The 25,800-nt window shown below is 47.6% G+C and carries 23 protein-coding genes; 5 read left to right on the top strand and 18 right to left on the bottom strand.

The window, feature by feature from the left end:
- Positions 1-91 precede the first annotated feature (91 nt).
- Entirely contained in the window at positions 92-1,711 is a 1,620-nt protein-coding gene (locus AC0YNS_RS04540; protein ID WP_475779818.1) for an extracellular solute-binding protein, read from the bottom strand.
- A 187-nt stretch (positions 1,712-1,898) separates the two neighbouring features.
- Between AC0YNS_RS04540 and AC0YNS_RS04535 the strand changes: the two genes are divergently transcribed.
- Entirely contained in the window at positions 1,899-4,151 is a 2,253-nt protein-coding gene (locus AC0YNS_RS04535) for an AraC family transcriptional regulator (protein WP_475779817.1), read from the top strand.
- A gap of 50 nt (positions 4,152-4,201) precedes the next feature.
- On the opposite strand, the gene AC0YNS_RS04530 is transcribed toward AC0YNS_RS04535, so the two are convergent.
- The 4 genes from AC0YNS_RS04530 to AC0YNS_RS04515 all read right to left on the bottom strand — a co-directional run bounded on the left by AC0YNS_RS04530 (position 4,202) and on the right by AC0YNS_RS04515 (position 8,432).
- Positions 4,202-5,182, bottom strand: coding sequence for a Gfo/Idh/MocA family protein (locus AC0YNS_RS04530; protein WP_475779816.1), 981 nt, complete (start codon positions 5,180-5,182; stop codon positions 4,202-4,204).
- On the bottom strand, positions 5,182-6,639 hold the full coding sequence (locus AC0YNS_RS04525) for a hypothetical protein (RefSeq protein ID WP_475779815.1): 1,458 nt from the start codon (positions 6,637-6,639) through the stop codon (positions 5,182-5,184). Before AC0YNS_RS04525 ends, AC0YNS_RS04530 begins: the two co-directional genes overlap by 1 nt.
- Positions 6,640-6,826: 187 nt before the next feature.
- Positions 6,827-7,549: a DeoR/GlpR family DNA-binding transcription regulator gene (locus tag AC0YNS_RS04520; RefSeq protein WP_475779814.1), complete on the bottom strand. Its 723-nt coding sequence runs from the start codon at positions 7,547-7,549 to the stop codon at positions 6,827-6,829.
- Between the two features lie 16 nt (positions 7,550-7,565).
- On the bottom strand, positions 7,566-8,432 hold the full coding sequence (locus AC0YNS_RS04515; RefSeq protein ID WP_475779813.1) for a class II fructose-bisphosphate aldolase: 867 nt from the start codon (positions 8,430-8,432) through the stop codon (positions 7,566-7,568).
- A 214-nt stretch (positions 8,433-8,646) separates the two neighbouring features.
- On the opposite strand from AC0YNS_RS04515, the gene AC0YNS_RS04510 reads away from it, so the two are divergent.
- A complete protein-coding gene (locus AC0YNS_RS04510) occupies positions 8,647-9,690 on the top strand; it encodes an SIS domain-containing protein (protein WP_475779812.1) in 1,044 nt (347 codons plus the stop codon).
- 218 nt (positions 9,691-9,908) lie between these two features.
- On the opposite strand, the gene AC0YNS_RS04505 is transcribed toward AC0YNS_RS04510, so the two are convergent.
- The 4 genes from AC0YNS_RS04505 to AC0YNS_RS04490 form a co-directional block, all read right to left on the bottom strand.
- Positions 9,909-10,856 (bottom strand): hypothetical protein, encoded by a 948-nt coding sequence (locus tag AC0YNS_RS04505; RefSeq protein WP_475779811.1) that lies wholly within the window; start codon positions 10,854-10,856, stop codon positions 9,909-9,911.
- A 10-nt stretch (positions 10,857-10,866) separates the two neighbouring features.
- Positions 10,867-11,055 carry a hypothetical protein gene (locus tag AC0YNS_RS04500; RefSeq protein ID WP_475779810.1) on the bottom strand — a complete coding sequence of 63 codons (189 nt, stop codon included), beginning with the start codon at positions 11,053-11,055 and terminating at the stop codon, positions 10,867-10,869.
- 188 nt (positions 11,056-11,243) lie between these two features.
- Entirely contained in the window at positions 11,244-11,906 is a 663-nt protein-coding gene (locus AC0YNS_RS04495) for a 3'-5' exonuclease (protein ID WP_475779809.1), read from the bottom strand.
- Positions 11,907-12,070: 164 nt separating this feature from the next.
- The gene (locus AC0YNS_RS04490) at positions 12,071-12,244 is read right to left on the bottom strand and encodes a Spo0E family sporulation regulatory protein-aspartic acid phosphatase (protein ID WP_475779808.1); all 174 of its coding nucleotides are present in this window, start codon (positions 12,242-12,244) and stop codon (positions 12,071-12,073) included.
- Between the two features lie 252 nt (positions 12,245-12,496).
- On the opposite strand from AC0YNS_RS04490, the gene AC0YNS_RS04485 reads away from it, so the two are divergent.
- Complete coding sequence (locus AC0YNS_RS04485) at positions 12,497-13,888, top strand: mandelate racemase/muconate lactonizing enzyme family protein (protein WP_475779807.1); 1,392 nt, start codon at positions 12,497-12,499, stop codon at positions 13,886-13,888.
- A 58-nt stretch (positions 13,889-13,946) separates the two neighbouring features.
- On the opposite strand, the gene AC0YNS_RS04480 is transcribed toward AC0YNS_RS04485, so the two are convergent.
- Genes AC0YNS_RS04480 through AC0YNS_RS04465 form a run of 4 tightly spaced genes read right to left on the bottom strand, consistent with a single transcriptional unit; the run spans position 13,947 to position 18,009 of the window.
- A complete protein-coding gene (locus AC0YNS_RS04480) occupies positions 13,947-14,909 on the bottom strand; it encodes a mannonate dehydratase (RefSeq protein WP_475779806.1) in 963 nt (320 codons plus the stop codon).
- 38 nt (positions 14,910-14,947) lie between these two features.
- Entirely contained in the window at positions 14,948-16,291 is a 1,344-nt protein-coding gene (locus AC0YNS_RS04475) for an ABC transporter substrate-binding protein (RefSeq protein ID WP_475779805.1), read from the bottom strand.
- 36 nt (positions 16,292-16,327) lie between these two features.
- Positions 16,328-17,158, bottom strand: coding sequence for a carbohydrate ABC transporter permease (locus tag AC0YNS_RS04470; RefSeq protein WP_475779804.1), 831 nt, complete (start codon positions 17,156-17,158; stop codon positions 16,328-16,330).
- The gene (locus AC0YNS_RS04465) at positions 17,155-18,009 is read right to left on the bottom strand and encodes a carbohydrate ABC transporter permease (protein ID WP_475780104.1); all 855 of its coding nucleotides are present in this window, start codon (positions 18,007-18,009) and stop codon (positions 17,155-17,157) included. Before AC0YNS_RS04465 ends, AC0YNS_RS04470 begins: the two co-directional genes overlap by 4 nt.
- Before the next feature lie 373 nt (positions 18,010-18,382).
- On the opposite strand from AC0YNS_RS04465, the gene AC0YNS_RS04460 reads away from it, so the two are divergent.
- Positions 18,383-19,288: an RraA family protein gene (locus AC0YNS_RS04460; protein ID WP_475779803.1), complete on the top strand. Its 906-nt coding sequence runs from the start codon at positions 18,383-18,385 to the stop codon at positions 19,286-19,288.
- Between the two features lie 68 nt (positions 19,289-19,356).
- Here AC0YNS_RS04460 and AC0YNS_RS04455 read toward each other — a convergent pair whose 3' ends face one another.
- The 3 genes from AC0YNS_RS04455 to AC0YNS_RS04445 form a co-directional block, all read right to left on the bottom strand.
- Positions 19,357-20,529 (bottom strand): helix-turn-helix domain-containing protein, encoded by a 1,173-nt coding sequence (locus AC0YNS_RS04455; protein WP_475779802.1) that lies wholly within the window; start codon positions 20,527-20,529, stop codon positions 19,357-19,359.
- A 54-nt stretch (positions 20,530-20,583) separates the two neighbouring features.
- The gene (locus AC0YNS_RS04450; protein ID WP_475779801.1) at positions 20,584-21,240 is read right to left on the bottom strand and encodes a GntR family transcriptional regulator; all 657 of its coding nucleotides are present in this window, start codon (positions 21,238-21,240) and stop codon (positions 20,584-20,586) included.
- A 236-nt stretch (positions 21,241-21,476) separates the two neighbouring features.
- Entirely contained in the window at positions 21,477-22,223 is a 747-nt protein-coding gene (locus tag AC0YNS_RS04445) for a phytanoyl-CoA dioxygenase family protein (RefSeq protein WP_475779800.1), read from the bottom strand.
- A 128-nt stretch (positions 22,224-22,351) separates the two neighbouring features.
- Here AC0YNS_RS04445 and AC0YNS_RS04440 point away from each other — a divergent pair, with 128 nt between their 5' ends.
- Positions 22,352-23,947 (top strand): response regulator, encoded by a 1,596-nt coding sequence (locus AC0YNS_RS04440; RefSeq protein WP_475779799.1) that lies wholly within the window; start codon positions 22,352-22,354, stop codon positions 23,945-23,947.
- A gap of 12 nt (positions 23,948-23,959) precedes the next feature.
- Here AC0YNS_RS04440 and AC0YNS_RS04435 read toward each other — a convergent pair whose 3' ends face one another.
- Both AC0YNS_RS04435 and AC0YNS_RS04430 read right to left on the bottom strand, forming a co-directional pair.
- Positions 23,960-24,838 (bottom strand): carbohydrate ABC transporter permease, encoded by an 879-nt coding sequence (locus tag AC0YNS_RS04435; RefSeq protein WP_475779798.1) that lies wholly within the window; start codon positions 24,836-24,838, stop codon positions 23,960-23,962.
- A gap of 10 nt (positions 24,839-24,848) precedes the next feature.
- On the bottom strand, positions 24,849-25,760 hold the full coding sequence (locus tag AC0YNS_RS04430; RefSeq protein ID WP_475779797.1) for an ABC transporter permease: 912 nt from the start codon (positions 25,758-25,760) through the stop codon (positions 24,849-24,851).
- Positions 25,761-25,800 lie beyond the last annotated feature (40 nt).

Raw genomic sequence — 25,800 nt, 5'->3', positions numbered from 1 at the left:
GGTCGCCACACCGACTCTGGCTTAAACAACAAAAAAAGTTGTCTCCAAAGTGCCCGGCACACTTTGAAGACAACTCTTATTTATTACTGCATCATTCCCATCCCGGCGAAATATGCTGCTCCTTAATGAGCTTGTTCACCTCGTCAATAATCGCTTGCCCGCCATTGCTTAGATATTCTTTAACAGCTTCATCCCAGCTTGAGAGGGGTTCATCACCGACAATCATACGCGTTACATGGTCCGTAAACGCTAGTTCAAGCTCTGATTCCTTCTCGCTGCGCAGTGGAGAAGTAATGTAATCCACCGGGTTCCGGTAAAACTTATACCTTTTCAACGTGTCGACCGCATCTTGCACGAACTGCTTTGCCAGCGGATCTGAGAAGGTGTACTGCGGTTGAACCGCTTCATCGTTTGGTGCCCAATAGCGGCCGATCAAGTAGTTTTTGGGACGCAAGTCTTGGGCATCTGCTTTCTCGACAGGTATGCCGTCTTTCATCTCATAGCCCTGATTCACGCCTCCGTACTGCCAGTCAAAATCCCCGTTCGCCGGATTGCGATTCTCCCATGGAATCCAACTGCTCATATAATCGATCATGCCAAGTATCAGGTTCACCTTCTCTGGCTGTTCCCTCAGCTCTGCATTCAGCATGATCATCTGATAGACGCCTTTACCGGTAGAGACATATCCGCTTTGTCCGTCATTCTGCAGAAAAGGCGGGATGACGGCTAAATTCGCAGAGGGCTGCAGCTCCCTAAGTGCTGTAAAACGCTTTTCATTGAAATCATAGGGCTGCTCGAAATACATCCCGAACTTGCCGGAGAAGAAATCATTGCGCACATCGCTCATTTTGGACACGGCCCAATCTTTGGCAATAGCGCCTGCCGAGTAAAGCTCGGTTAGAAATTGGATTTGCTCCTTGTTGCTCTCCGAAATTGTGCCGGGAATGAGCTGCCCTGCAGCATTCCGATCATACCAGGCGGCCGAGTCGTAACCTGCTCCCATTGCAGCTCCGTACAAGAGACCGGTTCCCACGGAAGATAAACCAAGACCAAGCGTGTCATCCTTCCCGTTCTTATCGGGATCATTGTTGGTGAAGGCAATTAGTACATCGCGCAATTCCTGATAATTGGTTGGCATCGGCAAGCCTAGATTGTCGAGCCAATCCTTCCGAATCACCGGATGTTTGCCGTATTTCTTCGTAAACCATCTAGGAATGGCATAGATATTGCCGTCGACAGAAACCGATTGCCATACAGGCTGCGGGATTTTGGATAACGTCGGGTAATTCTTAATAAGATCATTCAGCGGCAGGAACGCGCCTTGCTTCGCCCATCTGATGAAGCCTGTATCGGGATTCTCAAGGCCGATCATATCCGGTAAATCGCCGCCTGCCATAGTGACTGCAAGCTTATCCGGGTACTCCTGCATGTAATAGAATTGAGGTCTAAAATCGATGCCGAATTTCTCATTAATGGCTTGAACCGCAGGACCATCCTGAGATGGAATGGCTGCGTCCCATAAGCCGTCCATATAAGAAACGCGGACTGCGTCACCGGTTATGGCTTGGGTACCGTTATCTGCTGATGTACCGGCCTTTGTTGATGCCGGATTGGTTCTATTATTCGTACTGTCTTCTCCCTCACCGTTACATGCAGCAAGGAGTGCGAACATGGCGATGATGAGCATACCTGCTACTCCGTTCTTCTTCACACGATTGCCCTCCTTAAACCGAGTTCGACACGATCATTTTGCTATGTTATTCGACAGGATGTGCTTCGATCTCCTCCTTATCTAACAAGGGGAATTTCCTATAAGTACAAATTTCTACCTTGATTTAACAGTTTCCCGATGCTACTATGGGGACATCTCATGTATTCCATAGAAGAGGAGGAAAACAATGGGACAAATCGGGCTCCTTAAGCAAGCTGCAGGCTCCCTATTCATTCAGCTTTTACTTAGCTTTCTAGCCATCCTCATCCCTCTCATCTCATTCTTTTTCTTCTCCTTCACCCTACTGAAGAATCACGCCACAGACGAAGTCATCAAATACAATACCTTAAGCATGAATAAAACCATCGAGAAATACGAGAATCATTTCAATCAGATCCGGAATATTGGACTTGATCTCTTGCTAGACGAGAAATTGAATACGCTGAATCGCTCCACCCTCGACTACTTGAATGCCCGCTCTCTTATGCGCTCTATTAACAGCTACTTAGGGCATAAAGATATCGCCTTGCAAAATATTTTCATATATTTCAAGAAAAGCAACTTTATCATTTCCGGTGACCGTGGTGCCGGCGCCAATGAAATGTTCAGTCAATACTACCAAAGCGCGGACTATTCGCCTGCTTTCTGGGCGGAGCAATTCAACAAGTCAAGCAGCTACAGCATTCTGCCTTCCTCCACGTTCAAAGAGAAAACAATCAACCGACTGACGCCTAAAGGCCGATATATGCCGGTTATTGTCCGGAACAAGTTCTTCCCGGATTATCAAGTCATTATTATGCTTGATTTAAACAAGATGCTGCACGAGTTCCATGATTCCTCACAAGATCAATTCATTCTCCTAGATGCAGCCGGGAACCCCCTAGCGGCTGATAACGTCAATGAGCAGGTTGAAGCCACTCTGCCTGCATGGGAGAGCGGTAAGAATTATGTGAACCAGAACGATATCTATTATTTCAACAAAGTAGGCACTGTCACCGGTATCCGTTACGTCAAGATCGTTCCCGATAATCTGATCTCAGCTCAAATTAGCAAAATCAACTCGATTCTGCTCACCTTACTGATCGCGTTCGCCATTATCAGCATCTGCGCAGCTTGGTTCTTCACCAAACGATTCCATAATCCGGTTAAGAATATTATGCAGTCCATTCAGACGTTAAACGCGCCATCTGCTGTTCAAAGCAGCATACATGAATTCAACTACATCAACGATCAGGTCCGTCACCTCGTTCAAACGAACAACACGATCGATCAAGCCAACAGCCGCAAAAACTCCCTGCTCAGCTATTATGCTTTTATGAATAAAATCAAAAATATTAAGCTCAAGGATCAGGAGTTATACGACTTCTCCATCCAGGAGCCATACCGCCTTCTCCTGTTTCGATTGCAGTTTACACCTTCGTTCTTCCGTGAGATCGACGCGGATGGAGGTAAAGCCTCTTTCTTCGTACGCGAGTATATTGACTCTCACCTGAAGACGTATGTGCAAACGCAAACGATTCAACTTGAGCATGATCTCATTCTATCGCTTGTCATAGGCGATTCGATTCTAGCGGATATCCCAGCCTTTCTCAGCAGCTTGAAGACCGTCTTCGATCTCGACCAGCGCTATTGGTCCATTACGATCGGCGTCGGCAGCCTCTATCGCAATTCATCTGACTTAACGCGGGCTTACGAACAAGTACAAGCTTTAATTGACTACCGGAAGCTAGGGAATGTGACTCAAATCATTACCGCGGCCGAGCCTCTGCCGGATTGGCAAGCTGCAATGACCGGCGGCCAAGAGCAAGAGCTCTATACGAATTTGTCATCGGGCAATGAGGAATTCGTGCTTCGAATCATCTCTAAAGTACTCGGGCAGCTAGAGAAGAAAGACGCAACGGCTAACCAGTATTATGATTTTGCAGATAACATCGTCCAACTGGTGACCAAAACATTCGCATCTCTTCATCTCGATATGCAGGCACTTCAGAGTCATCTGGCATTGTCCGGCAAAGCACGCAGCTGTTCGAATCAGGATGAGCTGCAGGACTATGTAATCCAGCTGCTCACCTTCGCGATGGCTCGCGTGAATGAGAAGAAAGCGGCTCGCGACAATATCATTGAGTTTGTCATGAAATATATGGAGCAGCATTACCGGGACGATATTACCCTTGATATTTTGTCGGATAAGCTTAATATCTCTGCCAGCTATTTATCGACCTATTTCAAGACCAAGACTGGCATGAATTTTATCGATTACATCAACAATTACCGGATTGATAGGGCCAAATCACTGCTGAAAGGCGCTGATCTTCGCATTCAGGATGTGGCCACCCAAGTCGGTTATCAGAACATTAATTCATTCAACCGGATGTTCAAGAAGATTAGCGGCGTTACGCCAAGCGAATTCCGTAAGCAGCAGTATCTCATTGAAGGATAAGAAAAGCCGCTTCTTTTCACGATTAACCGTGAATAGAAGCGGCTTTCCCTTTATCCGTGATAGGTTTCTGCGCGATTACGAATGGCTTCCATGACGGCGACGGATTGGATCGAGGAGCTTAGATCCTGCGTCAAATTCCCGCCGGATTTCAGCGCATCCAGGAAGCTGGCATTCTCGTGGTAGAATCCAAATGACGTCGTCCACTCCCGCTCCTCGCGTAGGACTTCAACCTTCCCCTTCTCCGAACAAATGAGCCCAGCGAAGCTGTCCAGGCTCTCCATAAGCGGCAAATGCAGCTCATAGGAGAAGCCCTCCCCCCTTACGGTGACCATCTCCCTTGCTGAACCGGAATACGGATAACAGTTCAGATTGACACGCACGCCATTGCGGAAACAACCTTCAGCTATGATATTAATAAGTCCCGGCGCTAATCCTGACAAATCATCATACTGAAACCGCAGCGACCCATATTCGGAGCCGGCGATAAACTTCGCCGCATCAATGGCATGGATCGCTGTTGTGGAGAAATCAGCGTCCTTGCGATTAATCCTTATCATGTCATAGGTGATGCTGTAGATTTCTTTATCGTGTTCTTGTGCATGTTCGCGCAGCTTCTCGATGAGCGTGGCGGTCATCGGGATAAATCGACGGTTAAATGCAACGCGATGCCGGATACCTTTCTTAGCCGCAAGTTCTTGGAGCTGTATAACATCTGCTGTGTTTATACCCGGTGGTTTCTCCATGAATATGGCTACACCGGCATGCATGACTTGCAGCGAGATTGGGACAGTCAGATATTCCGGAACGATAACCCATACAGCATCCAATTGTTCGGACTCAAGCATCTGTGCGTAGCTCGTGTAAGCCCGCTCGAATCCGAAATCCGCCCGATAGGCTTCAGCTGCCTCCTCATCTAAATCGCAGCAAGCTGTAAGACGAATGCCGCCAATTGCCTCCTTGTATTGCTTTAAGCAAGGTCCATGTGTCGCCCTTGAATGCCAGCCGCAGCCGATTAATCCGATGGTTAGCATTAGACGCCGCACCGCCAATCGGGATCCTTATGGGCCTTCAATTGAATCGACAGCGAACCGTCTTCGTTCACTTTCTGTGCACATGCCCAGTTTACTTGTTTATATTGACCCGGTTTTACTTCAAGCTCGATAGATAGTCTAATCTCTTGATCACGCCAGGATGCAGGCAGAATCATCGAAGCCAGACTTACCTTACCAGGCAGCGGGCATCCCTTGTCCAGCTTGCCGCGCACTTTCTCCGAGCCATCTGCGTTTACGGCTTCCAACCACAATGTGCCTGGAACGCCTGAAACTCCGTCATTGGCGAGTGCGATGACCAGCTCATCCGTCCCCTGACGTTTTCGCTGCCACACCCATGATGGGCGAAGCCGATAGCCCAATCGGCGCTGAAGCGTATCTATTCCCTCCGGGTACAGCTCGTGATAACCGGCTATCGCATCTGCCTCTGTCCATAACCCCCAATAATTCCCGCCGATATCCAGCGCATGCAGCATGGAGTTTGCAATGACATCGACATTCCCGCTATCGAATTTGAGCTTCTCCTGCTTGAAATGCCTGTAGTAACCATCCTCTATAACAGCTGCGGTCCAAGCCGCCCGCCCCGCAATCACTTCAATTTGCTCCGGTTCATCCAGAATGATGCTGTCCGTCCGTACCCAGCAGTCTTCATTCATCGCATACTCTCTAACCGTACGATTACCGGTATGGCTAATGTCAGGCTGTGTATTGACTGCAAGGGGCGTATATTTCCAACGTTCGATTTGCTCTCTCGTCATAGACATGAAGGTATGCTCTGCCGTTGTGTAATCGGGAAATGGATTCTTCAGATCATTCGTATGACCTTCTCCCCAGAAGCCATACATCATCAGATCCACAAACTCGATGATCGGATTACCGTCAAATCGTTCAGCGAGCAGCTCGTTTAACTCCGTGAATGCAGCTTGAAACGCAGGATGATCGTAGCGAGGCTCATAGTAATCAAAGTCATGATTATGAAATCGGCCGATATTGACCAGCGGTACTTGATCGTGCAAATAATCCGGCATGGCGAGCCTTGCCGGTTGAATATTAGGGCTCGACAGCTGAATACGGAAGGCAACGCGGAGGCCATATCGTTCAGCGGCAGCAAACGTTGCTTCCCAGATCGGATGAAGGTCAAGTTGTCCGGGGCTGGATTGTACATCTCTCCAATCGCAGCGAATATAGAGAACATCGACATAAGGAAGCTTTGCAAGCTTCTCTACATGTTCTTCAATTGTCTCCTGTCCTTGCCTAGCTTGTATGGATGGCCCATTCTCCTCCCAGGCATATGCAATCAATCCCAAGCCGGGATTGCGGACCGGCTTGTTTGATGGAGTCGTTGTAAAGATCGTGTACCAGCCATCATCTTGTTCAATCTGAAATGGTCCTTGATACAAGCGTCCCAAGTTTACCGCTTTCTTTGCCCCTTTTTCCACCAGCAGTTCAACTCCCCCAATTGGATGTAAAACCGTACTCCTTACTCTCAAAATATAAGAAGACACGCGGAAAAGATATCTACGAAATTTACGCACCTTCATCATTTTATTGATTATCACAATTCCTGCAGCAAAACAAAAAAAGCGACAAGCATTGCTTGCGCCTTTTATCAACCCTATGCGTCTCTCAATCATTCAGATCTGTGATTACACCTGTTACTTTATCGTATGGAAGGATGGTAAACAGCGCTGTTTTCTGCAGCTTCGCTTGATCGAACACGGCATACACCTTACTTGAACGAGCGATGAAGAGCTGAGCGATACGAGCCTCCAGCTCATTATGAGTCGTAAACCCATGCTCCTTGGAAACGCCGTCAACGCCGAGGAACATTGTCGTGATGTTCAGCTTCTCAATGACGCTCTCTGCCAGCGGGCCGATAAGCTCATAGCTCTTATGCCTCATAACTCCGCCGGATACAACAACCTGGACCCCTTCGGCATCGAACAATTCGTTTGCGATATTGACCGCATTCGTGACGACGGTTATGTTTTGGTGGTTTTTGAGCGCCTTGGCAATCATGAACGTGGTCGTGCCCCCGGTGAGACAAATGATGTCGCCTTCTTCTACTAATGAAGCCGCCGCCGCAGCGATTCGCTCCTTACCTTCTCGGCTGACATCGCGTTTCTCGGCAAAAGCCAGCTCTGCGTTTCTGCCGCTGCCTTCATCATAGATGGCTCCTCCAATGGTGCGAATGATTTTGTGCGATTTCTCGAGCCATTCCAGATCCCGCCGGACGGTTGCGATCGAGCTGTCCGTGGCTTCCATTAAATCACCGATTGAGGCTTTGCCCGATTCCTTAATCCGTTCAAGCAATTTCGTTCTGCGAAGATCGCCTTTCGATTGCAGCATGCTCTTTCCTCCATCATTAGCGCATTTCGATAGCTTTGCCTACGCAGCCGCATAGCTGCATCTTCTCCATGGCAAGCCGTTTCACTGCTTGTTTGGCCGGCACCATGTAGGTGCGCGGATCATTCTCACTTGGTTTGTTTGCAAAAACGTCCTTAATCGCATCCGAGAAGGCAATGCGAAGCTCGGTCGCGATATTCATCTTCGCCATCCCAAGCGATACCGCCAGCTTCACTTGTTCAGCCGGAATGCCCGAACCGCCATGCAGCACGAGAGGTGCGGCAATTCGATCAGCGATGGATGCTATTCTTGCAAAATCAATATTGGGCGTTCCTTTATAAATGCCGTGTGCTGTACCGATTGCAGGAGCGAGCGTATGGACACCTGTTAGTTCCATGAATTTCACGCATTCATCCGGATCGGCAAGCAATGCCTCAAGCTCATCCACAATGATATCGTCCTCCACGCCTCCAACCTTGCCTAATTCCGCTTCTACATTAACACCGGCCGCCTCTGCGACTTCTATCACTTTCGCAGTTCGCCGTACATTCTCATCGAATGGATGCATGGAAGCATCCATCATAACAGAGGTATAGCCTGCGCGGATACATCTTACAATGAGATTGAAATCCGTGCAATGGTCGAGATGCAGCGCGATTGGCAATCCGGTTTGATTGGCAGCAACGGTAGCCGCGGCAACGATATATTCCGGGCCCAAATGTTTGACAGTACCTACTGTGGATTGAATGATTAGCGGCGATTGTGTTTCAATTGCTGCTTCTGTTACCGCTTGGAGCATCTCTAGCGTGTGAACATTGAATGCGGCTACGGCGTATTTACCGGCTCTGGCTTGCTGAAGCATACGGGTGGATGAAAGAAGTGGCATAAGGAAGGAGCCTCCTGTCGTTTCTGAATGACTGCTTTACATACCGAAACTAGCATTGGAAGATTATGACTCTGATAAGATTATCATATCGGGTTATTTTGATCTTTACAATCATTTTCTGATAGTTTCAATCAAATAATGATTGATGACATCAACGAAACGATCTATTATAAAGGCATACACATCGACAACACCTATTATGAGGAGGATTCCGATGAGCTTGACCTATGAGGAAATAAAATCGCAATATTCGTCCTTGCAGCAAACGTACGACTACATGCTGACGAATCGCACCGTGATTACCGATTTCTTTCATTCGCAAGGCAAACGATCAGTCACCTTTATAGGCTGCGGTTCGAGCTTTACGCTCAGTGTAGCCGCTGCGTTCTCCGTTCGCTTACGTGCAGGAATACCTGCTTCTGCACTTGCAGGCGGTGATTTGCTGCTCCATGCTGCAGCTTACGTTCCTCTGCTCAGCGATTCACTTCTCGTTGCCCCTTCTCGCTCAGGCTCTACCAGCGAAATCGTTGAATCCGTTCGGCTGCTGAAAGCACGTGGTGAAGCGCCGGTACTAGCAATCTCATGCGTGGTTGGTTCCGCCCTATCTGAAATTGCAGATCTCACACTATCGCTTCCATGGGCGTTTGACCACAGCGTCTGCCAGACGAGAACCGTCACCAATCTCTATACGGCCAATCTCATGATCGCCGCATTTCTTGGCAATGATGAATTCGTTCTTGCCGACATCGCAGTTGCGATTGCTCAAGGTGAAGCTTATATGGCACGTGTAGAATCGGCAATCCGTGAAGCAAGCGACTATGGTTGGACGAACGCGGTCCTCCTCGCCGATGGAGAGCTGAACGGCCTTGCTGCTGAAGGCGCAATTGCGCTGACGGAAATCGCGAAGGTGCAAGCCCATGCGTTTCATGTTCTGGATGTCCGTCACGGTCCGATGGTGACGGTTGGGCCGGAAACGCTCGTTATCGCGCATCTTACCGGTGCCGGCAGCGAGCATCAACGTAAGCTGATGCAAGACATTCGTGCACGCGGCGCGAAGGTAATCGCCTTCGGCGATGCTGCTGCAAACATCTCCGCAGATGATGTTGATCTTGCCATTATGACGGAATCGGAGCTTAAGGTGCCGGTTCAAGGTATCCCGTTCCTATTCATCCCACAGATCGTTGCCCTCTCGAGCGCGGAGCGTCAAGGGATCAACCCCGATGAACCGGATGGTTTGACGGCCTGGGTGAAGCTGTAATGGTGGAAGCGCAGCAGCCGAATCACGGCACCAAGCTGCCCATTTCGGCTGAATAGCGTCCTTACGGTTCGTTAGAATTTCGGAGAGCCCATTATCGTGAGAATAAGACCTGTACGGTTCGTTAGAGCTGCTGACGCCGCCGAAGCTTTCGTCGCACTGCTCCAACATAAATAAAGATGGCTCCTCTACTTTAGAGGAGCCATCTACTTTGTTACCCATTACTCGCTCTTCGTATCTTCAATCCAGCTTTGACGCTTCGTGACGAGGCCGCTGCGTGCGGCTTCTGCTTTGGTATACTCCGCTTCGAGCTGTTTGAGAACTTGACGAATATTATGAATCGCATCCAAGGTTTGTTGCTGTGAATCTTTGATGCGACCTTGGACAATCCAGTCCGCAATCAGGCCATCAAACCAATAATCAGCCATCTTCAGCGTACCGCTAATATCGATGACAATATTGATGCTCCGATTGAGATCATCCAGCTCATCGCGGAAATTGTGCAATTGATGATTCGCTTGATGGATATACCCTTTGGCGTCGTCAACATGGTTATGTTTGATATGAGTACTGATTGCTCCTCCGCCGCCCCATAAATCCCAGTTGCCCCAGTTCTCCGCTTTATCCAAACTGTTCGAAGCATCCTCCAGCGAAGCCATTACTCGCTTGCCTGCCGTTACCGCTTCATGAATTTCTTTCACTAGAAGGGTCTGTTCTGCAATTTGCTCTTCCATCTTTCTTAGCTCTTCAGAGCCGAAGCTTCCGCTGCGCAGCGCCGCTTCCTTCGCCTTCATCAACGATTGATAGTCGTACTCTGCACTACTGAATGCAGCAAGCGCATCGCCGATTCGTTTCAATTCATCCTGCGTATCGGCTAATCGCTGCTTCTCTTCCTGCAGCTTAAGCGCGGCTTGCAGTGCCTGTTGTCTTTCCATGTCAAGCTGTTCATCCTTGCTTCGAAGGATGGTATGGAAAATATTAGTCAACGTCAAACCCGTTAAGCGCTCGACATCTGCTTGCTCGGATTCAAGCTGGACTTCATATTGGATAATGAGGCGTTCCTGCGAATGGAGTCTCTTGTTGAGCTCCTCGCTTTTGCGCTGCGCCTTCTGGTAATGGTACATGCGCTCCTTGGCCTCGAGCAATTGACGATTCAGGTCCTCTGACATGTGATCACCCTCACTTCTTCGTTATTTCTTTATATTGACGAATAGCCTCTTCGAGAAGTTCAACATCTTCTCTTCCTAATCGGATTGTCACATATTCTGCCGAGAAGCCCCCATCGTTAACCTCAAGCAGCAGACTCTGATCATCGTTATCTAACCTTGCACAAAGTAAATCATGATCCATTAGAGTCATCCACGCCACACCGTTCTCCCCCTAGTCCCGAGCATTGTCCATAATCGAGTAATCACTTAATTTCTGATTCGAATTGAGCAGCGTTCCATCTAGATCGGACATGAATAAGTTCAGTACCTTCAACTCCATTCTTCACAGAAGCAGCAACGCTGCTAATTTCCCATACGTTCAACAAGTCGAAGAAGTTTCACCCCCCGCTAGGTCAGGTACATCTGCGGAATGATGAACCTTTTCACCTTCAAGCCTTCTGTCAGATCAAATTCAGATACTTGTTTCGTTCGATACTCAGCTAAAATATTCATTAGAATACGACTAATTAACACACAATCACCAGCAGCATCGTGACGTTTGATATCAGCATCATCGATCCCATAATAGTGGATCAAATAATCCGTTGAGAACACATCATCCAGCTCCGGATGGATTGCAGCGAACAATGCTTTCGTATCGATAACTGTACTCTCCGCATAAGGAACATGATGCAAGAGACAATGTTTCTTCAGCATGGGGATATCATACTCATACCCCGCTTGGGTAACCAGCACAGCATCCCCGCAAAAATCAACAAAGCTGCGATAAACTTCAGCATACGTTGGCGCATCCACTAAGCTTTCATTCGAGATTCCGGTTAGCTGCTGGACAGCTTCCGGAATTGGCTTGAAGGATTTTACCAGTGATGTGAACGTATCCAGTACCCGACCCTTATGAAATAAAACAGCACCAAACTGGGTAATCGATTCATGCTCTGCAAGAATGCCTGTGCCTTCCAAATCAAAGATACAGTAGAGCCGGTCAAATAGATTGTCCACTCGAATGCCATCTACCAGATATTCCTCTTTCGATAGAAACGAAATATTCATCTGCGGCTCCTTATCTACTGCTTATTCTGTTAAAATATAACAGCTCCAGTTTACCATTATTCATTCATCCATGGGTAGAACTTACCGGCCACCCAACAAAAAACCCAATCCATAACCGGGCAACTGCTCGGTATAGCTTGGGTGTTATTCATCCGATTGGATGATTATGATTTGCGTTGATATCGTTTGCGCTGCAGCTTCTGATACACGAAGATGTACCTGTCCAGCTGCTGACTAACATAGACGACTCTCTCATCTGTGAGACTACCGTGCTTACATGCCCGTTCAGTCATTTCGAAACGTAATGATTCAATTTTCTCTTGCAAATAAGATTCCATTGTACCATTCTCCGTTCTTTCATATAGTTTGGGCATAGCAATTGCATCGGATACATGATCATAATAACAAGGATAGTTTAGGAATATATTAGAAGTATATTAGCATAAGTCATTTATTTTAGGCCAGGTACCGGACCTTGTTTTTCTCCAAAGAAAACAAACGAAATCATAATTTTACGGTATCGCGACCGACCAATGGAATTCACTAAGATTAAGATGCATCGCTATTTCTATTCAATCGGGGTGAATGAGTTGACGAATAAGCCAAACACCTATGAAGAAACACTTGCACATGTGAATACACATTCCAATCCATCTGAACTTCGCATCACGGATATCCGTTTTACCGACATTGTTGGCGGTCCGTTTCATAGCAGCTTGATTAAAGTGTATACCAATCAAGGGCTGGTTGGTTTTGGAGAAGTGCGCGACGGGGCCGACAAGGTCTACGCTCAAATTGCAAAGGGCAGGCTGCTGGGCGAAAACCCGTGCAATATCGACAAGCTGTTCCGCCGGATCAAGCAATTCGGTGGACATGCCCGTCAAGGCGGCGGTGTCAGCGGACTTGAAATCGCTCTGTGGGATTTGGCAGGCAAAGCGTATGGCGTGCCGATTTATCAAATGCTTGGCGGTAAGTTTCGAGACAAGATTCGCATGTATTGCGATACGGACGTCAGCGGCAAAAATACGGGGACAGCCATGGGTCTTGCACTTAAGAAACGGATGGACGACGGTTTTACCTTCCTCAAGATGGATCTGGGCATCGGGCAACTGATGGATCAACCCGGAACGCTGAGCGCGCCTCTTGGTTTCATAGAAGAAATGATAGACAAGTCAAGAAGACGCTACAAGCTGAACGCTGCCGGTCTGACAGAGGCAGAAGTCTGCGACATTCGAAATCGTCATTATGATATTCACAATATCGCCCATCCGTTCACGGGCATTCACGTGACGGACAAAGGTCTGGATATACTGGAGCAATATGTGCTCGATGTACGAGCGGTAATCGGCTATGAAGTACCGCTTGCTATTGATCATTTTGGTCATATCGGGCTGGAGGATTGCATTAAACTAGGCAAACGCGTGGAGAAATTCAATCTCGCCTGGATGGAAGATATGATTCCTTGGCAGTATACGGAGCAGTATGCAAGATTGGCACGTGCAGTTACGACGCCTATCTGTACCGGGGAAGATATTTACTTGAAGGAAAATTTCAAGCCCCTTCTCGAAGCCGGCGGCGTCTCGGTCATCCACCCTGACGTCCTTACATCAGGCGGAATTCTGGAAACGAAGAAGATTGGTGATATGGCGCAGGATTATGGTGTCGCGATGGCGATTCATATGGCGGAAAGCCCGATCGCATGCTTGGCTGCCGCCCATGTCGCCGCTGCCACCGAGAATTTCCTTGCCCTAGAGTATCATTCCTGCGAAGTGGAATGGTGGGATGATATCATAATTGGCAGCAAACTCCCGAAGAAGCTGGTGCAGAATGGATTTATAACGCTAACGGATGCGCCAGGGCTTGGCATTGACGATTTAAATGATGAACTGCTTAAGCAGCATCTGCATCCTGAGATCCCGGGCCTGTGGGAATCGACAGATCAGTGGAATAAATACTATTCTTCTGACCGGCTTTGGAGCTGATATAAATAAAAATACAGTCCGCAGGTCGTGTAAACCACCTGCGGACTGTATTTTTGTGTTACCCTGCCGAAGCTGCTTCCATCAAACCATTTATATAACCGATCCCATATAATCTGCCTAGCAGCTCGTAACCCGGATTCTCGTTCGCTTCGCCTGCCATGGTCGGCACATGGTCAGGTCTCGCAGGTCCGGTAAATCCGACCTCATAATAGGCTTTCATCGCTTCGAACATGTTCGTTTTGCCATTATCATGGAAGGTCTCTTCGAATTTCTCCGGCGTACCGTTCACATCGCGGAAATGGACGAAGAATAGCTTATCCTGCTTGGCAAAACGGTGGATCACGCTTGGGATATCCTCCCCCGCTGTTGCCATTGTTCCTTGGCAGAGCGTAATGCCGTTATATGCGCTGGGAACTAAATCAATCGCACGCTGAAGCGCATCCGCGCTGCGAAGAATACGCGAGACGCCGCGAATCGGCGTAATCGGCGGATCATCCGGATGAAGCGCCAGCTTGACTTTGGCTTCCTCTGCAACGGGAACAATCCGTTCCATGAAATAGTGAAGATTCTCCCACAGCTGCTCTTCCGTCACGACACCTGCTTCCGTTAGCGGCGCATCCTTCATCAGGCTATGATCATAGCTGGAAACGAGAGCTCCTCCGCGAGCTCTGGTCGTTGTGGACGTGCGGAACCAATTAAACTGCGCCATGAAATTGTAACAGAGTACCGGAATGCCGGCTGCCCCCATGTTGAGGATGAACTTCTGGAAATTCTCGATCTCTTCGTCGCGTCCCTGTGTGCCGAGCTTGATATGATTGCTCGGAGGCATGGATTCAATGACTAATAGGGACAGGCCGTGATCGGCATACCGCTGCTTCATGCGAATAAGCGGCATCAGGTCCCAAGCTTTCTCGGTTTTCTCCTCCCAGGGAAGGCCGCCAACCGCATAGTTCACGTTCATTTGCTTCGCAAGCTCCCATAGCTGTGAGGGCTGTGAAGAGAAAAATTCAGCTAGTTTCATAGTCGTGATCTCCTCTGGTTCGGAAACGAAGTCCGAGATTATTTCGAAGCCGCTTTGGCTGCCAAATCCATACCCATTTTGTTGATCTTGTCATAAGCATCTTCAATGGATTGTTGTCCGTACGAGACAGCCTCCATCTCTTTCTTATACGTATCCACCCACTCCGAGAATCCTGCAGCAGCCGAATAGAACGGCAACGCCTTCTCAACCGAGAGATCATAGATTTCTTTGCCCAGCTTGTCCTTCTGTTCAAGCGTCGGCTCAAGAACTTTGTAAATTTCCGGGTTAATGGGAATACCGCGTGTCAGTCCAAGCGCATTGCCGGCTTCTTTGTCCGAAATAAACCATTGTACAAATTTCTTCGCTTCATCCTTATGCTTGGAATTCGCACTCACGCTCAGGAAGATCGTCGATTGTGCCCAGCCGCCTCCGGATGGACCGACCGGCATGTTGACGACGCCTACTTTGCCTGGCATCAGCTGCTCCAGTGCACTAACCGAACCTGTCGTCGCTCCGCGTGTCATAAGCACACCGGATGCCATCGGATCAGCCTGTGGGTCATTCTCGAGGAATGCGGCTCCCTGTTCCGCCGGCGGAACGATTTTGGCTTTACGGAATTCTTCATACGTTTTGTAGTAGGTCATGAATAAGTCTTTATCGAGAGTAAACTTCTTGCCTTCATCGGCCATGACCGGATCCTTGCCCATGGAGGTCTGATAGAAATTGAACGAATCCCAAGTGCCCGAATCCCCGATCGGATATTTACCCTCCGGCAGCTTGGCGCGTGCATCCCTCGCCCATTGGAAGAACTCATCGTAGGTCCAGTTCTGCTTCGGCAGCGCAATGCCGTATTTCGCCAGCTCCTCTTTGTTGAATGCGATCCCCGCCGCATTCTGACTCAGCGGAATCCCGTATAATTTACCGCCGATCTTCAGATTCTCGATCACCTTCGGATCCACGATTCCGCTTAAATCCACATCAGACAAATCCTCCAGCTGCCCTCTTGCTACATATTCTTGAAGGAATGCGGCATCCATTTGCAGCACGTCCGTGATCGATTTGGACGCGGCCAGCGTCGGGAGCTTCTGCCAATAGGCGTCCCAGGCCATGAATTCCGGCTTAAACGTCACATTGGCATGCTGTTTGGTATAGATCGACAGTGCGTTCTTCGTTGCTTCGTGTCGCGCATCCGGTCCCCACCACATAATGCTTAACTGGGTCGCCTCGTTGTTATCCTTCGCCGGCTCATTATTTGCGCCGGTCTCGGTACCCGCAGCGTTATTGCCGTTCGTATTGCCGTTTCCACCTCCGCTGCTGCACGCTGTTACCGTTAGCGTCAGGGCCAAGCTCAACAATAGTAAACTGGCTGATTTTCTTCTCATCCTTCCAATCTCCTCTCATACTTTCATAGTGATGGGCTATCCTTTCAAACCGGTCGTGGAAATCCCTTCCACAAAATACTTCTGGGCAAATAAGAAGATGATCACCGATGGCATGATGGACAGGAAGGACATGGCAAGCAGCTGTCCCCACTGGATGTCAAATTGGTCGATAAACATCCGAAGTGCCAGACCGACTGTAAACTTGTCGATAGAGCTGATATACAGCACTTGGGCAAAGAAATCGTCCCAGCTCCAGATGAAGGTGAAGATCGCTACCGTAACAAGTGCAGGCTTGATCAGCGGCAAAATAATACGAAAGAAAATGCCGTACACGGAGCTGCCGTCGATTTTGGCCGCTTCATCCAAGTCACGCGGAATGCCGCGAATAAATTGAACCAGCAGGAAGATGAAGAAGGCTCCGCCACCGAAGAAGTGCGGCAGTACCAGCGGTATATAGCTGTCCACCCAGCCGAGCTTATTGAAGAGAATATATTGCGGCACCACGGTAACCTGACCAGGCAGCATCATAGTAAGCAGCAGAATCGAGAACCAGAAGCCGCGAAACTTGAATTGAAGCCGACCGAAGCCGTAGGCTACGAGCGCTGCTGTCAGCACGCCGCCCGTTACGTTGCCAAGCTCCATCAGCAGCGTGTTGCCGAAGAAGTGAGCGAAGCTGTAGTCGGCAGAGAAGTTCCAGCCTTTGCTGTAATTCTCCCACATCGGAATAGAAGGCCAAATCGTGGGTAATCGCAACTCTTCTGCTTTCTTCAAGGAAGCGCCGATCCACCAGATCACCGGATAAAGCATCAAGAGCGAGAATAAAGAGAGAAACAAATGATTGGATAGCTTGAACCGAATCGTAGTCATTTGGCCTTCCCTCCGTCCGACTCGTAAAATACCCAATAACGTGAGGCCAAGAAATTGAGCGCGGTCAATACCGCAACGATGACCAGCAGAATCCATGCCAGTGCGGAAGCATAGCCCATTTGGTAATGTTTAAACGCTTTCTCGTACAGGAATAGCGCATACATGTAAGTCGAATTGATCGGGCCGCCTTTGGTGATGATGAAAGCCGAAGTGAAGGTCTGAAAGGACCCGATGATACCCAGCACGAGGTTAAAGAACATGACCGGCGACAGCATCGGCAAGGTGATGCTGACAAACTTACGGAATCGCCCGGCTCCGTCTACTGATGCAGACTCGTAGAGTTCCTGAGGGATTTGCTTTAGTCCTGCCAAGAAGATGACCATCGTTGAACCGAATTGCCAGGCGTTGAGCAGAATGAGTGTTCCAAGCGAGGTATCGGGATTCGTGATCCAGCCTAAGCCTTGTATGCCGAACCATGACAGCACTTGATTGATATAGCCTTCCAAACCGAACATATTGCGCCAAAGTGCAGCTACCGCGATGCTGCCGCCGATTAAGGAAGGAAAGTAAATCGCCGTCCGGTACAGGTTCATCCCCCGAATGTTCTTGCTCAGCGCCATCGCGACCAGCAGCGAGAAGAATAGTTTTAACGGGACCGATATTAGAACGAACATAAACGTTACGCTTAACGATTTGGTGAACGTATCGTCATTGGTGAAAATATTGGCGTAATTGTCTGTTCCGGTCCAAACCGGGGCTTCCAACAACGAATACTCCGTGAACGATAAATAGAAGGATTGCGCGATCGGCCATAGCGTAAGCAGCAAAAATCCGATTAACCACGGAGCAATAAATAGATACCCGGCTAGATTCGTTTCTTCCTTGTTTTTACGCTTGCGTACGGAAGCTGTTGCCGACTCCGTGCGTGGTGCTTGGGCTAACGTTTCGGTTGTCACCCCTGGATCTCCTCCTCTTGAAAGGATATAGTAATTTTTTTGTAAGATGTAGCTCGTCTTAACTCTAATAGAAAACGGTTACAAGAGTGAAGGTGACAATTTTACGAAATGGTTGGATTTATTTAAAACGATTGCGGGATAGGTGAAATTATTATGTGTTCCTGCGAAAATGCCTTAAGAATCTCGCATCGACAATCTGCGAGTTGTCCATAACAATAGACTTAAGAAAAGAATTCATTCCCTAAACCTGTCGAGAGAGGTGCTCTATATGAGATTCGATAACCCGGAAGATATTGTCCAGCTAACCCCGCTATGGGAGGGTGAACGCTTCCCGAATGGCCGTCCTAAAGTTTCGGAGGATGTGCTGCGCCGCATGCGCAAAATCACATTGGAGGAAGCATGGGGTCCTCTATGGAACCACGGTTACACCTTTCAATTCGAAGGTGAGTTCAAAATCATTCATCCGGACAACGTGATGGTCGGCCGCGCAGTGACCGCAGTTATGGTTCCGAAGCGTCCTGATCTGCATGAGACTCTCCTTAAGTACGGTCATGAGCAGGAAGGTCGCAAAGGCTTCTTCAACCAGTGGGTCATTGATTCCCTTGTGGAGGACGATGTTGTCGTTGTCGATATGTTCGACAAAGTCCATCTTGGGACTTATGTTGGCGGAAATCTGAGTACAGCTATATCTACACGCACGAAACGCGGAGGCGCGGTTATATGGGGCGGGATTCGAGATAATCAGCAAATTGTCGAGATTGATAATATCAATGTTTATTATCGGGGCAGCGACCCTACCGCCATCGCGGATGTCACGATGGTAGGCATGAATGTGCCTACCCGCATCGGAAAGGCGATTTGCCTCCCCGGGGATATCGTGCTCGGAACGCCTGCAGGCGTGATCTTCATCCCTCCGCACCTCGCCGAGCTTACGGTCGTACAGGCGGAGAAATCTCAGGTTCGCGATATCTTTGGCTTCGTCCGTCTCAAGCAAGGCGTCTATTCCACCGCTCAAATCGATTCCAATTGGACATTGGCGATGTGGAATGACTTTACAAGCTGGTTCGAAAGCGATCAAGCTGCGGAGGTATACCGTCATTTAGCATGGAATAAGGAGCTTGAGGAAGCGGCAAAATTAGCCGGCGGCTCCGATAGTCATGACGTGCGATTGTAATCCTATGCGATGAAAAAGGACTCCGTCTAAGCGTTAGTTGAACGCTCTTCGGAGTCCTTTTTTACGATCTAATTCGTAATCGTCTCTCGATATTCCGTAGGGGATACGCCTACCTTCTTCTTGAAGATTTGGCTAAAATAACGAGGATCTTGGTACCCAACCTGCTCTGCCACTTCATAGTTCTTATAATGCGTGCTGACCAGCAGCTTCTTAGCCTTCTCGATCCGAATATCCGTCAAATGCTCGATAAAGGTTTTGCCGGTGTTCAGCTTAAAGAGCAAACTTAAGTAGGTCGGTGTCATATAAACCTTCTGCGCGACGCTTTGCAGCGATAATGCCTGGTATTCCTGCTCCATATGATGAATGGTTTTCTTAATAATGCTTCTGTGGCTCTCCTTCTGATCATAGGACAGGACTTCTCTAACGCCGGATAAGAAATCACAGACATATTGTTTAATTTCCTGCAACGTTTGCATCTTAGCAATGGACATTATTTCCAATTTATTGTAAGCGCTGTCATAATTAGCGGAAGTAAGCAGCTTCTTCTCCGTTCCAATTAATAAGCGAGCCGTCAATTCATACATAGACTTGATGTCTACCGGTCCTTGCTCAAGCATGGCATGATAGAAGACTTCAACAGCCTCTTCAATATCGGCAGCATTGTCTGCTGATTTCAAAGCTTCATGCAAGTCAAGCTCCTTGTCTGTCGGATAATCAGAGCACGCCAAGTATTCGGGTAGTTCGCTGTAATAGATGATATGGCCAATTCCGCGATAAAACTTTTCTTGCAGCGCACAGGCTGCTTGTTTATACGATTGTTTGATATCATTTAATTGACTGCATGGATTGCCAACAGCAATATTGACCTGAAGGCTGAATTGCCTGCTCAGCTTGGTTTGAATGTTCTCCAATTCCGCCTTGGATACCCACGAGAACAACAAGGCAAGACGATTCTGATCATCCATAAATACAATACTTCCGGTATGACCGGCTATCTGCTGCTGCAAATAATCCCGCATTTCCTCAAGAAGCACTTTCTCTTGCTCCTCCAAGTTAGACGTAGAAGGCTCAAGCAGCGCTAATGCAGGATAAGTGAAGTAGGGATTCAAATTCAACCGAGATAAGCTATCTTTCAAATTTGTACTCTTCGGCTTGAGACCCAAGACAAGATCTTGAAGAAATCGGTCTCGCATCCACGTCAAAATAACATCATCCTTATACAACAGCCCTTCGCTTAGCATCTTTTCTCCCCTTTACGAACGGATGTTAATCAGCTGCATGCTTCTTTCATGCTGCTATTCCAGATCAATCATCTTATAAGCGTGCATGTGTCCTACAAAAGCCGCCGCTGCCGCATCCGGATCGCCCGAGCGTAAAGCATCGATAAGCAATAGATGCCACTCTGCCAGAACCTCGGTGGTATGATGACGATTGGAAATCGCCATGAAACGCATGACCTTGGAGCGCATATGATTCCACAGCTCCAGAACAGCCTGATTATCGCAACGTTTGTAGAAGAAGGCATGGAAATCCATATCCAGCTCCAAAATGCGCATCATTTCCTGCTGCCGATTCGCAATATCCATCTCGCCGATAATGTGATGAAGATATTCGTAGTCTTCTTCCGTTAATAGCGGCATGGATTGCCGTACCGCAAATCCCTCGATGATTTCGCGCAGGACGAAGATATCTCTAATCTCTTTCGCTGTTATCGCAGATACGACAGAGCCTTTGTTCGGAATACCCGATATGAGGCCCTCTTGCTTCAACCGCTCCAATGCTTCACGTACAGGTGCTTGACTGATTTGGTATTTACCCGCAATCTCTGTCACGATTAGTCTTGCACCGGGCTGGAGCACGCCTTCAAGAATAACCTTCTTCAATTCCGCATAAACATGTTCGCTTATCGAGTTGATTGGATAATCCGCATGAGGACTGCGTATGGCTTTCACTGCTCCTTTTAACATTATCGATTATCGATTATCGATAATGTTAGATATAGCTTTATTATAGAGGTAGCCGAAGTAACCGACAATCGCTATTTTTGTCATATTTTGTATTATTAAGCATGCTGATAGTCTTGTACCCTGCGGCCCATAAGTGCTTCATATACTGCGTTAATAGTCATGTAAATCGAACAAAGCCGCCTCTTTGCAAGAGGCGGCTAATCGATGATTGTCTCAAGTACTTAGAATTCCTTCAGCCAATTATCCGAACCTACCGGACATAAATCATACTGCTTAACCCTATCACCTTGAAGCTGCGGATTGCTAGTCGCATTATAACAAGAGACGAACGTACGACGGTGGTAGTCCGACAAGTTCGGAGCGGAGCTATGCAAGAGATTACTATGAAAGAACAGTGCGGAGCCCGGTTCCATCTCACAGTGAACAAGCTCAAACATCGACCGAATATGTTGGATGCGGTTCACATCGGCACCGGTTTGCCCGCCTACCTTCCCGTGCTCCAGTCGGCCGAGCATATGGGAGCCACGTAGCACCTGCAAGCAGCCATTCTCTATTGTTGCGGCATCCAGGGCAATAAATACGCTGATCATATTGGGATATATAAAACCTTGATCATACCAATAACCATAATCTTGATGCCACTCCCATGCCCCACCTGAACGAGCCTCCTTCAGCATGACTTTGCCGTGAAAGAAAGCGGTATCCTCGCCTAATAAGGTACTTACGTTGTTCACCAAGCGGGGACATGTAGACACAGCAGACCATAAGTCAGACCCCAGTTCGAACCAGATCGCCAGTTTGGCCTTTAGTCCTGAGCGATCATCGTTGCTATACGTTGTCCCTGCCACCCGTTCGCCATCTTCAATTTCTCGGATCATTTGATTAATTTCTTCACGAGCAAACAAATTATTCACTAACACAAAACCGTCTCTATGATATCGAGCTACATCTTCATGAGTCATTATCATGTAAGCTCCTCCTTCATACTCTTAAATTTCACTTATCTTGGAACCACTTCCCTATTAAAGGAGACTGCACCATCAAGTCGAAATGATTAGTAGACGCATAAACCGGAGGTGCTGATGTGTTTCAGATCATGTTTATCGATGATGAACCCGATCATGTTGATAGTTTAGCTGACAACATCCCTTGGTTCGAACATGATATCCATCGTGTGTTCAAAGCCTATTCAGGTGATGAAGCTATCGAGATTATAGATGCTCATTCCGTAGATATCATCATCTCGGACATTCGTATGCCCGAAATGACCGGACTTGAACTGATAGAGAAGATCCACGAAATCTCCCCGAAAACCAGATGCATCATTTTAACGGGATACTCCGATTTTTCTTACGCACAGCAAGCCATTCGAAACAAGGCAGATGATTACTTGCTTAAGCCGATCCGCTACGAGCTTCTAGTAAATTCCGTATTAAACGTGATCGAAGACATCAAACGGCAGTGGATAGAAGCCGGTTCTTATCAGCGTGCAATCAACGCACTGAAGGAACATATTCCAGTACTTAAGGAGAAACTCCTGCTAGAACTGATTACGGGTAAACGGTACCCCAAAGAAACATTGCAAACGAAACTAGAACTCTATGGGATCCCTTATCAAGAGAATGAGCCGTTTTGTTTCATGCTGATCCGGATGGAGGATGTGAAAGCAACGACTCTTGATAGTAACGGACTATCGCTTCTGGATTATGGAATCTGCAATATTGCCAAAGAAACACTCGAGTCTCATTTTGATATCTGGCATACGAAAGACGAGTTCGATTATCTGGTTTTCCTAGTCCGGTTCCGAAACAGCGACCAGGCGACAAAATATCCTGTTCTGGAAGAAAAGGCACTGCAACTTCAGCATAACGTCCATACTTTCTTGCATTGCGACATTTCCATCCTACTTAGCCCTTGTGGCACGTTTCCTGAGGATGTGAGAACGCATTATCAGGCTGCAATATCCGGTATAATGAAACATTTCGGAAGCGAAAACGGACTTTTCACAGCCATGTCGGCAGACAGCGCACCAAATCAGGCAAAATATTCACGAAGATTATACGAACCCCCTTCACTTCTTCATTTGCTGGACAGCGGGAACTGGCAGGAAGTTAAGGTGAAAATCGAGCGAATTTGCAGCGATTTGAATGGTGCATATGAATCAACCGAGCACATTTTGGAAGCTTTTTTTGTCATCACATCGTCATTCTCCTACATTTTGCATAAGAACAACCGAACGTTTTCTGACCTTCTTGAAGAGGATTTCGTACGTACGGTTGCTAAATCGCCTGCAATGTCGGTACAAAAACTGCAGAACTGGTCACTCTCCGTACTGCATAAATTAACCATGGTTCTGGACATGGAGAAGCACGACCATCGAAGCGCCATCATCCACAAAGTGAAAGAGTTCATTCACCTTAACAGGACGGAGGACCTTTCCTTACAAATGCTTGCTGAATATGTCTTTCTACATCCGGTGTATTTGTCGAAGATATTCAAGCTCGAAACCGGCGAGAAATTGGTACATTATATAGCACGTATCAAAATGGAGCATGCAGCCTATCTCCTGAAAAATACGGACTCCAAAATCTTCGAGATTTGCGATAGGCTCGGCTTCTACAACCGGCCCTATTTCATCCAGCAGTTTAAGAAGCATTACGGGTTAACCCCTCAAGAATATCGTAAACGATGATAAAGAGCTGATTTACTCCTTTACCGCACCCAGTACGATGCCTTTCACAAAATACCGCTGAAGGAACGGATAAACGAGAAGAATAGGCATTGCACCGATAAAGATTTGAGCGGCTTTGACGGTCCGATTCGAAATATCCTGCAGATTTTTCGGATCAAAATTCATTTTCGTAAAATCCTGCTGTACGATGATCGTTTGGAGAAAGGTTGCCAGCGGATAGTTGTCCGCCCTTGCGATATAGATCATACCATCGAACCACGAATTCCAATGGGACACCATCGTAAACAATGACAATGTTGCGATGGCCGGCATGGAAAGCGAAATATAAATGGTCATCATCGTTTTGAAATGGCCGGCCCCGTCAATTAGTGCTGCCTCTTCCAGCTCCTTCGGAATTGTACGGAAAAAATTCATAAGCAAGACGAGGTTCCAGATATTCACAGCTCCCGGCAGCACCAACGCCCAAATGGTATTCATCATATGAAGCTTTTGAATTAATATATAACTCGGGATAATCCCCCCGCTGAACAGTAGCGTAAAGAGAAAATACCACGTATACGCCGAACGCCACTTCAGCACATGGTTTTCTTTCGATAACGCATATGCGGCCAGCGTAATAATGAACATGCTAAGTCCTGTACCCAGAATTGTCCGTTCCGCAGAGATAATCAAAGACCGAAGAAAGAAACGGTTGTCGATCGTTTTCGCATATGCATCAACGGTGAAATCGATTGGCCAGAAATTGACCAAATTTGCCCCGGCTGGCGCAGATCCGCTTAAAGAAACGGCCAGTACATGAATGAGCGGCAGGATACATAGAAGCGATAACGCAAACATGAATACATAGTTAATCGCCGAGAAGGTTTTATAGGATTTCGCTTTATAATACATAGCACCCTCCCTAGAACACCCTGTAATTAGCAAACTTATAGGCCATCCGATACGAGATAATGATTAGCAGCATCCCAACAACTGATTTGAAAAGTCCGATCGCTGTGGAAAAGCTGAAATCCCCATTCACAATCCCCATACGGTACACGAATGTATCGATAATATCGCCTTTTTCATAAACCATTGGATTATATAAGTTGAAAATTTGATCAAATCCGGCATTCAGGATATTCCCAAGTGATAAGGTGACCACGACGACAATAATCGGAATGATGGAAGGGAAAGTAATGTGCAATGTTTGCCTCCACCGATTCGCCCCGTCGACCTCGGCAGCTTCGTATAGCGATGGATTAATTCCGGCTAGCGAAGCGAGAAAGATAATGGTTCCGAAGCCAAACTCCTTCCATATATCACTAAGAATGACCGTAAAACGGAACCAGTTTCCGCTTCCCAGGAAGAAGATGGGTTCAATCCCAAACCAGCTGCCAAGCACACGGTTGATTAACCCGCCGTCAACGGACAATAAGTCGATCAATATGCCGCCTAAAATGACCCATGACAGAAAATGCGGCAAATAAACGAGCGTTTGCACCGTCCGTTTAAAAATGACTTTTCGCATTTCATTGAGGAGGACGGCAAAGACAATGCTGGATAGAGTCGTAAAAACGATTTTTAAAAGTGCGATTAAGAACGTGTTCCAAATTACCTGCTTGCTGTCACGGTATTCGAACATAAATTGAAAATGATCCAGTCCCACCCACTCGGATTTCACGAAACCAAGCCAAGGCTGGTAATCCTGAAACGCAATGATAAGGCCGGCGATCGGTACATAGCTGAACACGAAAGTGAAAATAACGGCAGGCAGCAGCATGAGATGCAGCGGCCATCCGTTTTTGCGTGATTTTCGTAGTTTCGTCAGCATCCTTTGTGGCCACCTTCCTTCTTCTTACGCTGTTCCGTTT

It is taken from the genome of Paenibacillus sp. J22FR21, assembly GCF_056269135.1.
Note: the sequence above shows the minus strand (reverse complement) of the source record. Positions and strands in the feature narration are given on the sequence as shown.

Excerpts from the sequence above, each read along its gene's own strand:
- AC0YNS_RS04535 (WP_475779817.1), top strand. The coding sequence starts at position 1,899 with ATGGGACAAATCGGGCTCCTTAAGCAAGCTGCAGGCTCCCTATTCATT.
- AC0YNS_RS04530 (WP_475779816.1), bottom strand. The coding sequence starts at position 5,182 with ATGCTAACCATCGGATTAATCGGCTGCGGCTGGCATTCAAGGGCGACA.
- AC0YNS_RS04520 (WP_475779814.1), bottom strand. The coding sequence starts at position 7,549 with ATGCTGCAATCGAAAGGCGATCTTCGCAGAACGAAATTGCTTGAACGG.
- AC0YNS_RS04515 (WP_475779813.1), bottom strand. The coding sequence starts at position 8,432 with ATGCCACTTCTTTCATCCACCCGTATGCTTCAGCAAGCCAGAGCCGGT.
- AC0YNS_RS04510 (WP_475779812.1), top strand. The coding sequence starts at position 8,647 with ATGAGCTTGACCTATGAGGAAATAAAATCGCAATATTCGTCCTTGCAG.
- AC0YNS_RS04505 (WP_475779811.1), bottom strand. The coding sequence starts at position 10,856 with ATGTCAGAGGACCTGAATCGTCAATTGCTCGAGGCCAAGGAGCGCATG.
- AC0YNS_RS04495 (WP_475779809.1), bottom strand. The coding sequence starts at position 11,906 with ATGAATATTTCGTTTCTATCGAAAGAGGAATATCTGGTAGATGGCATT.
- AC0YNS_RS04490 (WP_475779808.1), bottom strand. The coding sequence starts at position 12,244 with ATGGAATCTTATTTGCAAGAGAAAATTGAATCATTACGTTTCGAAATG.
- AC0YNS_RS04480 (WP_475779806.1), bottom strand. The coding sequence starts at position 14,909 with ATGAAACTAGCTGAATTTTTCTCTTCACAGCCCTCACAGCTATGGGAG.
- AC0YNS_RS04475 (WP_475779805.1), bottom strand. The coding sequence starts at position 16,291 with ATGAGAAGAAAATCAGCCAGTTTACTATTGTTGAGCTTGGCCCTGACG.
- AC0YNS_RS04470 (WP_475779804.1), bottom strand. The coding sequence starts at position 17,158 with ATGACTACGATTCGGTTCAAGCTATCCAATCATTTGTTTCTCTCTTTA.
- AC0YNS_RS04460 (WP_475779803.1), top strand. The coding sequence starts at position 18,383 with ATGAGATTCGATAACCCGGAAGATATTGTCCAGCTAACCCCGCTATGG.
- AC0YNS_RS04455 (WP_475779802.1), bottom strand. The coding sequence starts at position 20,529 with ATGCTAAGCGAAGGGCTGTTGTATAAGGATGATGTTATTTTGACGTGG.
- AC0YNS_RS04445 (WP_475779800.1), bottom strand. The coding sequence starts at position 22,223 with ATGATAATGACTCATGAAGATGTAGCTCGATATCATAGAGACGGTTTT.
- AC0YNS_RS04440 (WP_475779799.1), top strand. The coding sequence starts at position 22,352 with ATGTTTATCGATGATGAACCCGATCATGTTGATAGTTTAGCTGACAAC.
- AC0YNS_RS04435 (WP_475779798.1), bottom strand. The coding sequence starts at position 24,838 with ATGTATTATAAAGCGAAATCCTATAAAACCTTCTCGGCGATTAACTAT.
- AC0YNS_RS04430 (WP_475779797.1), bottom strand. The coding sequence starts at position 25,760 with ATGCTGACGAAACTACGAAAATCACGCAAAAACGGATGGCCGCTGCAT.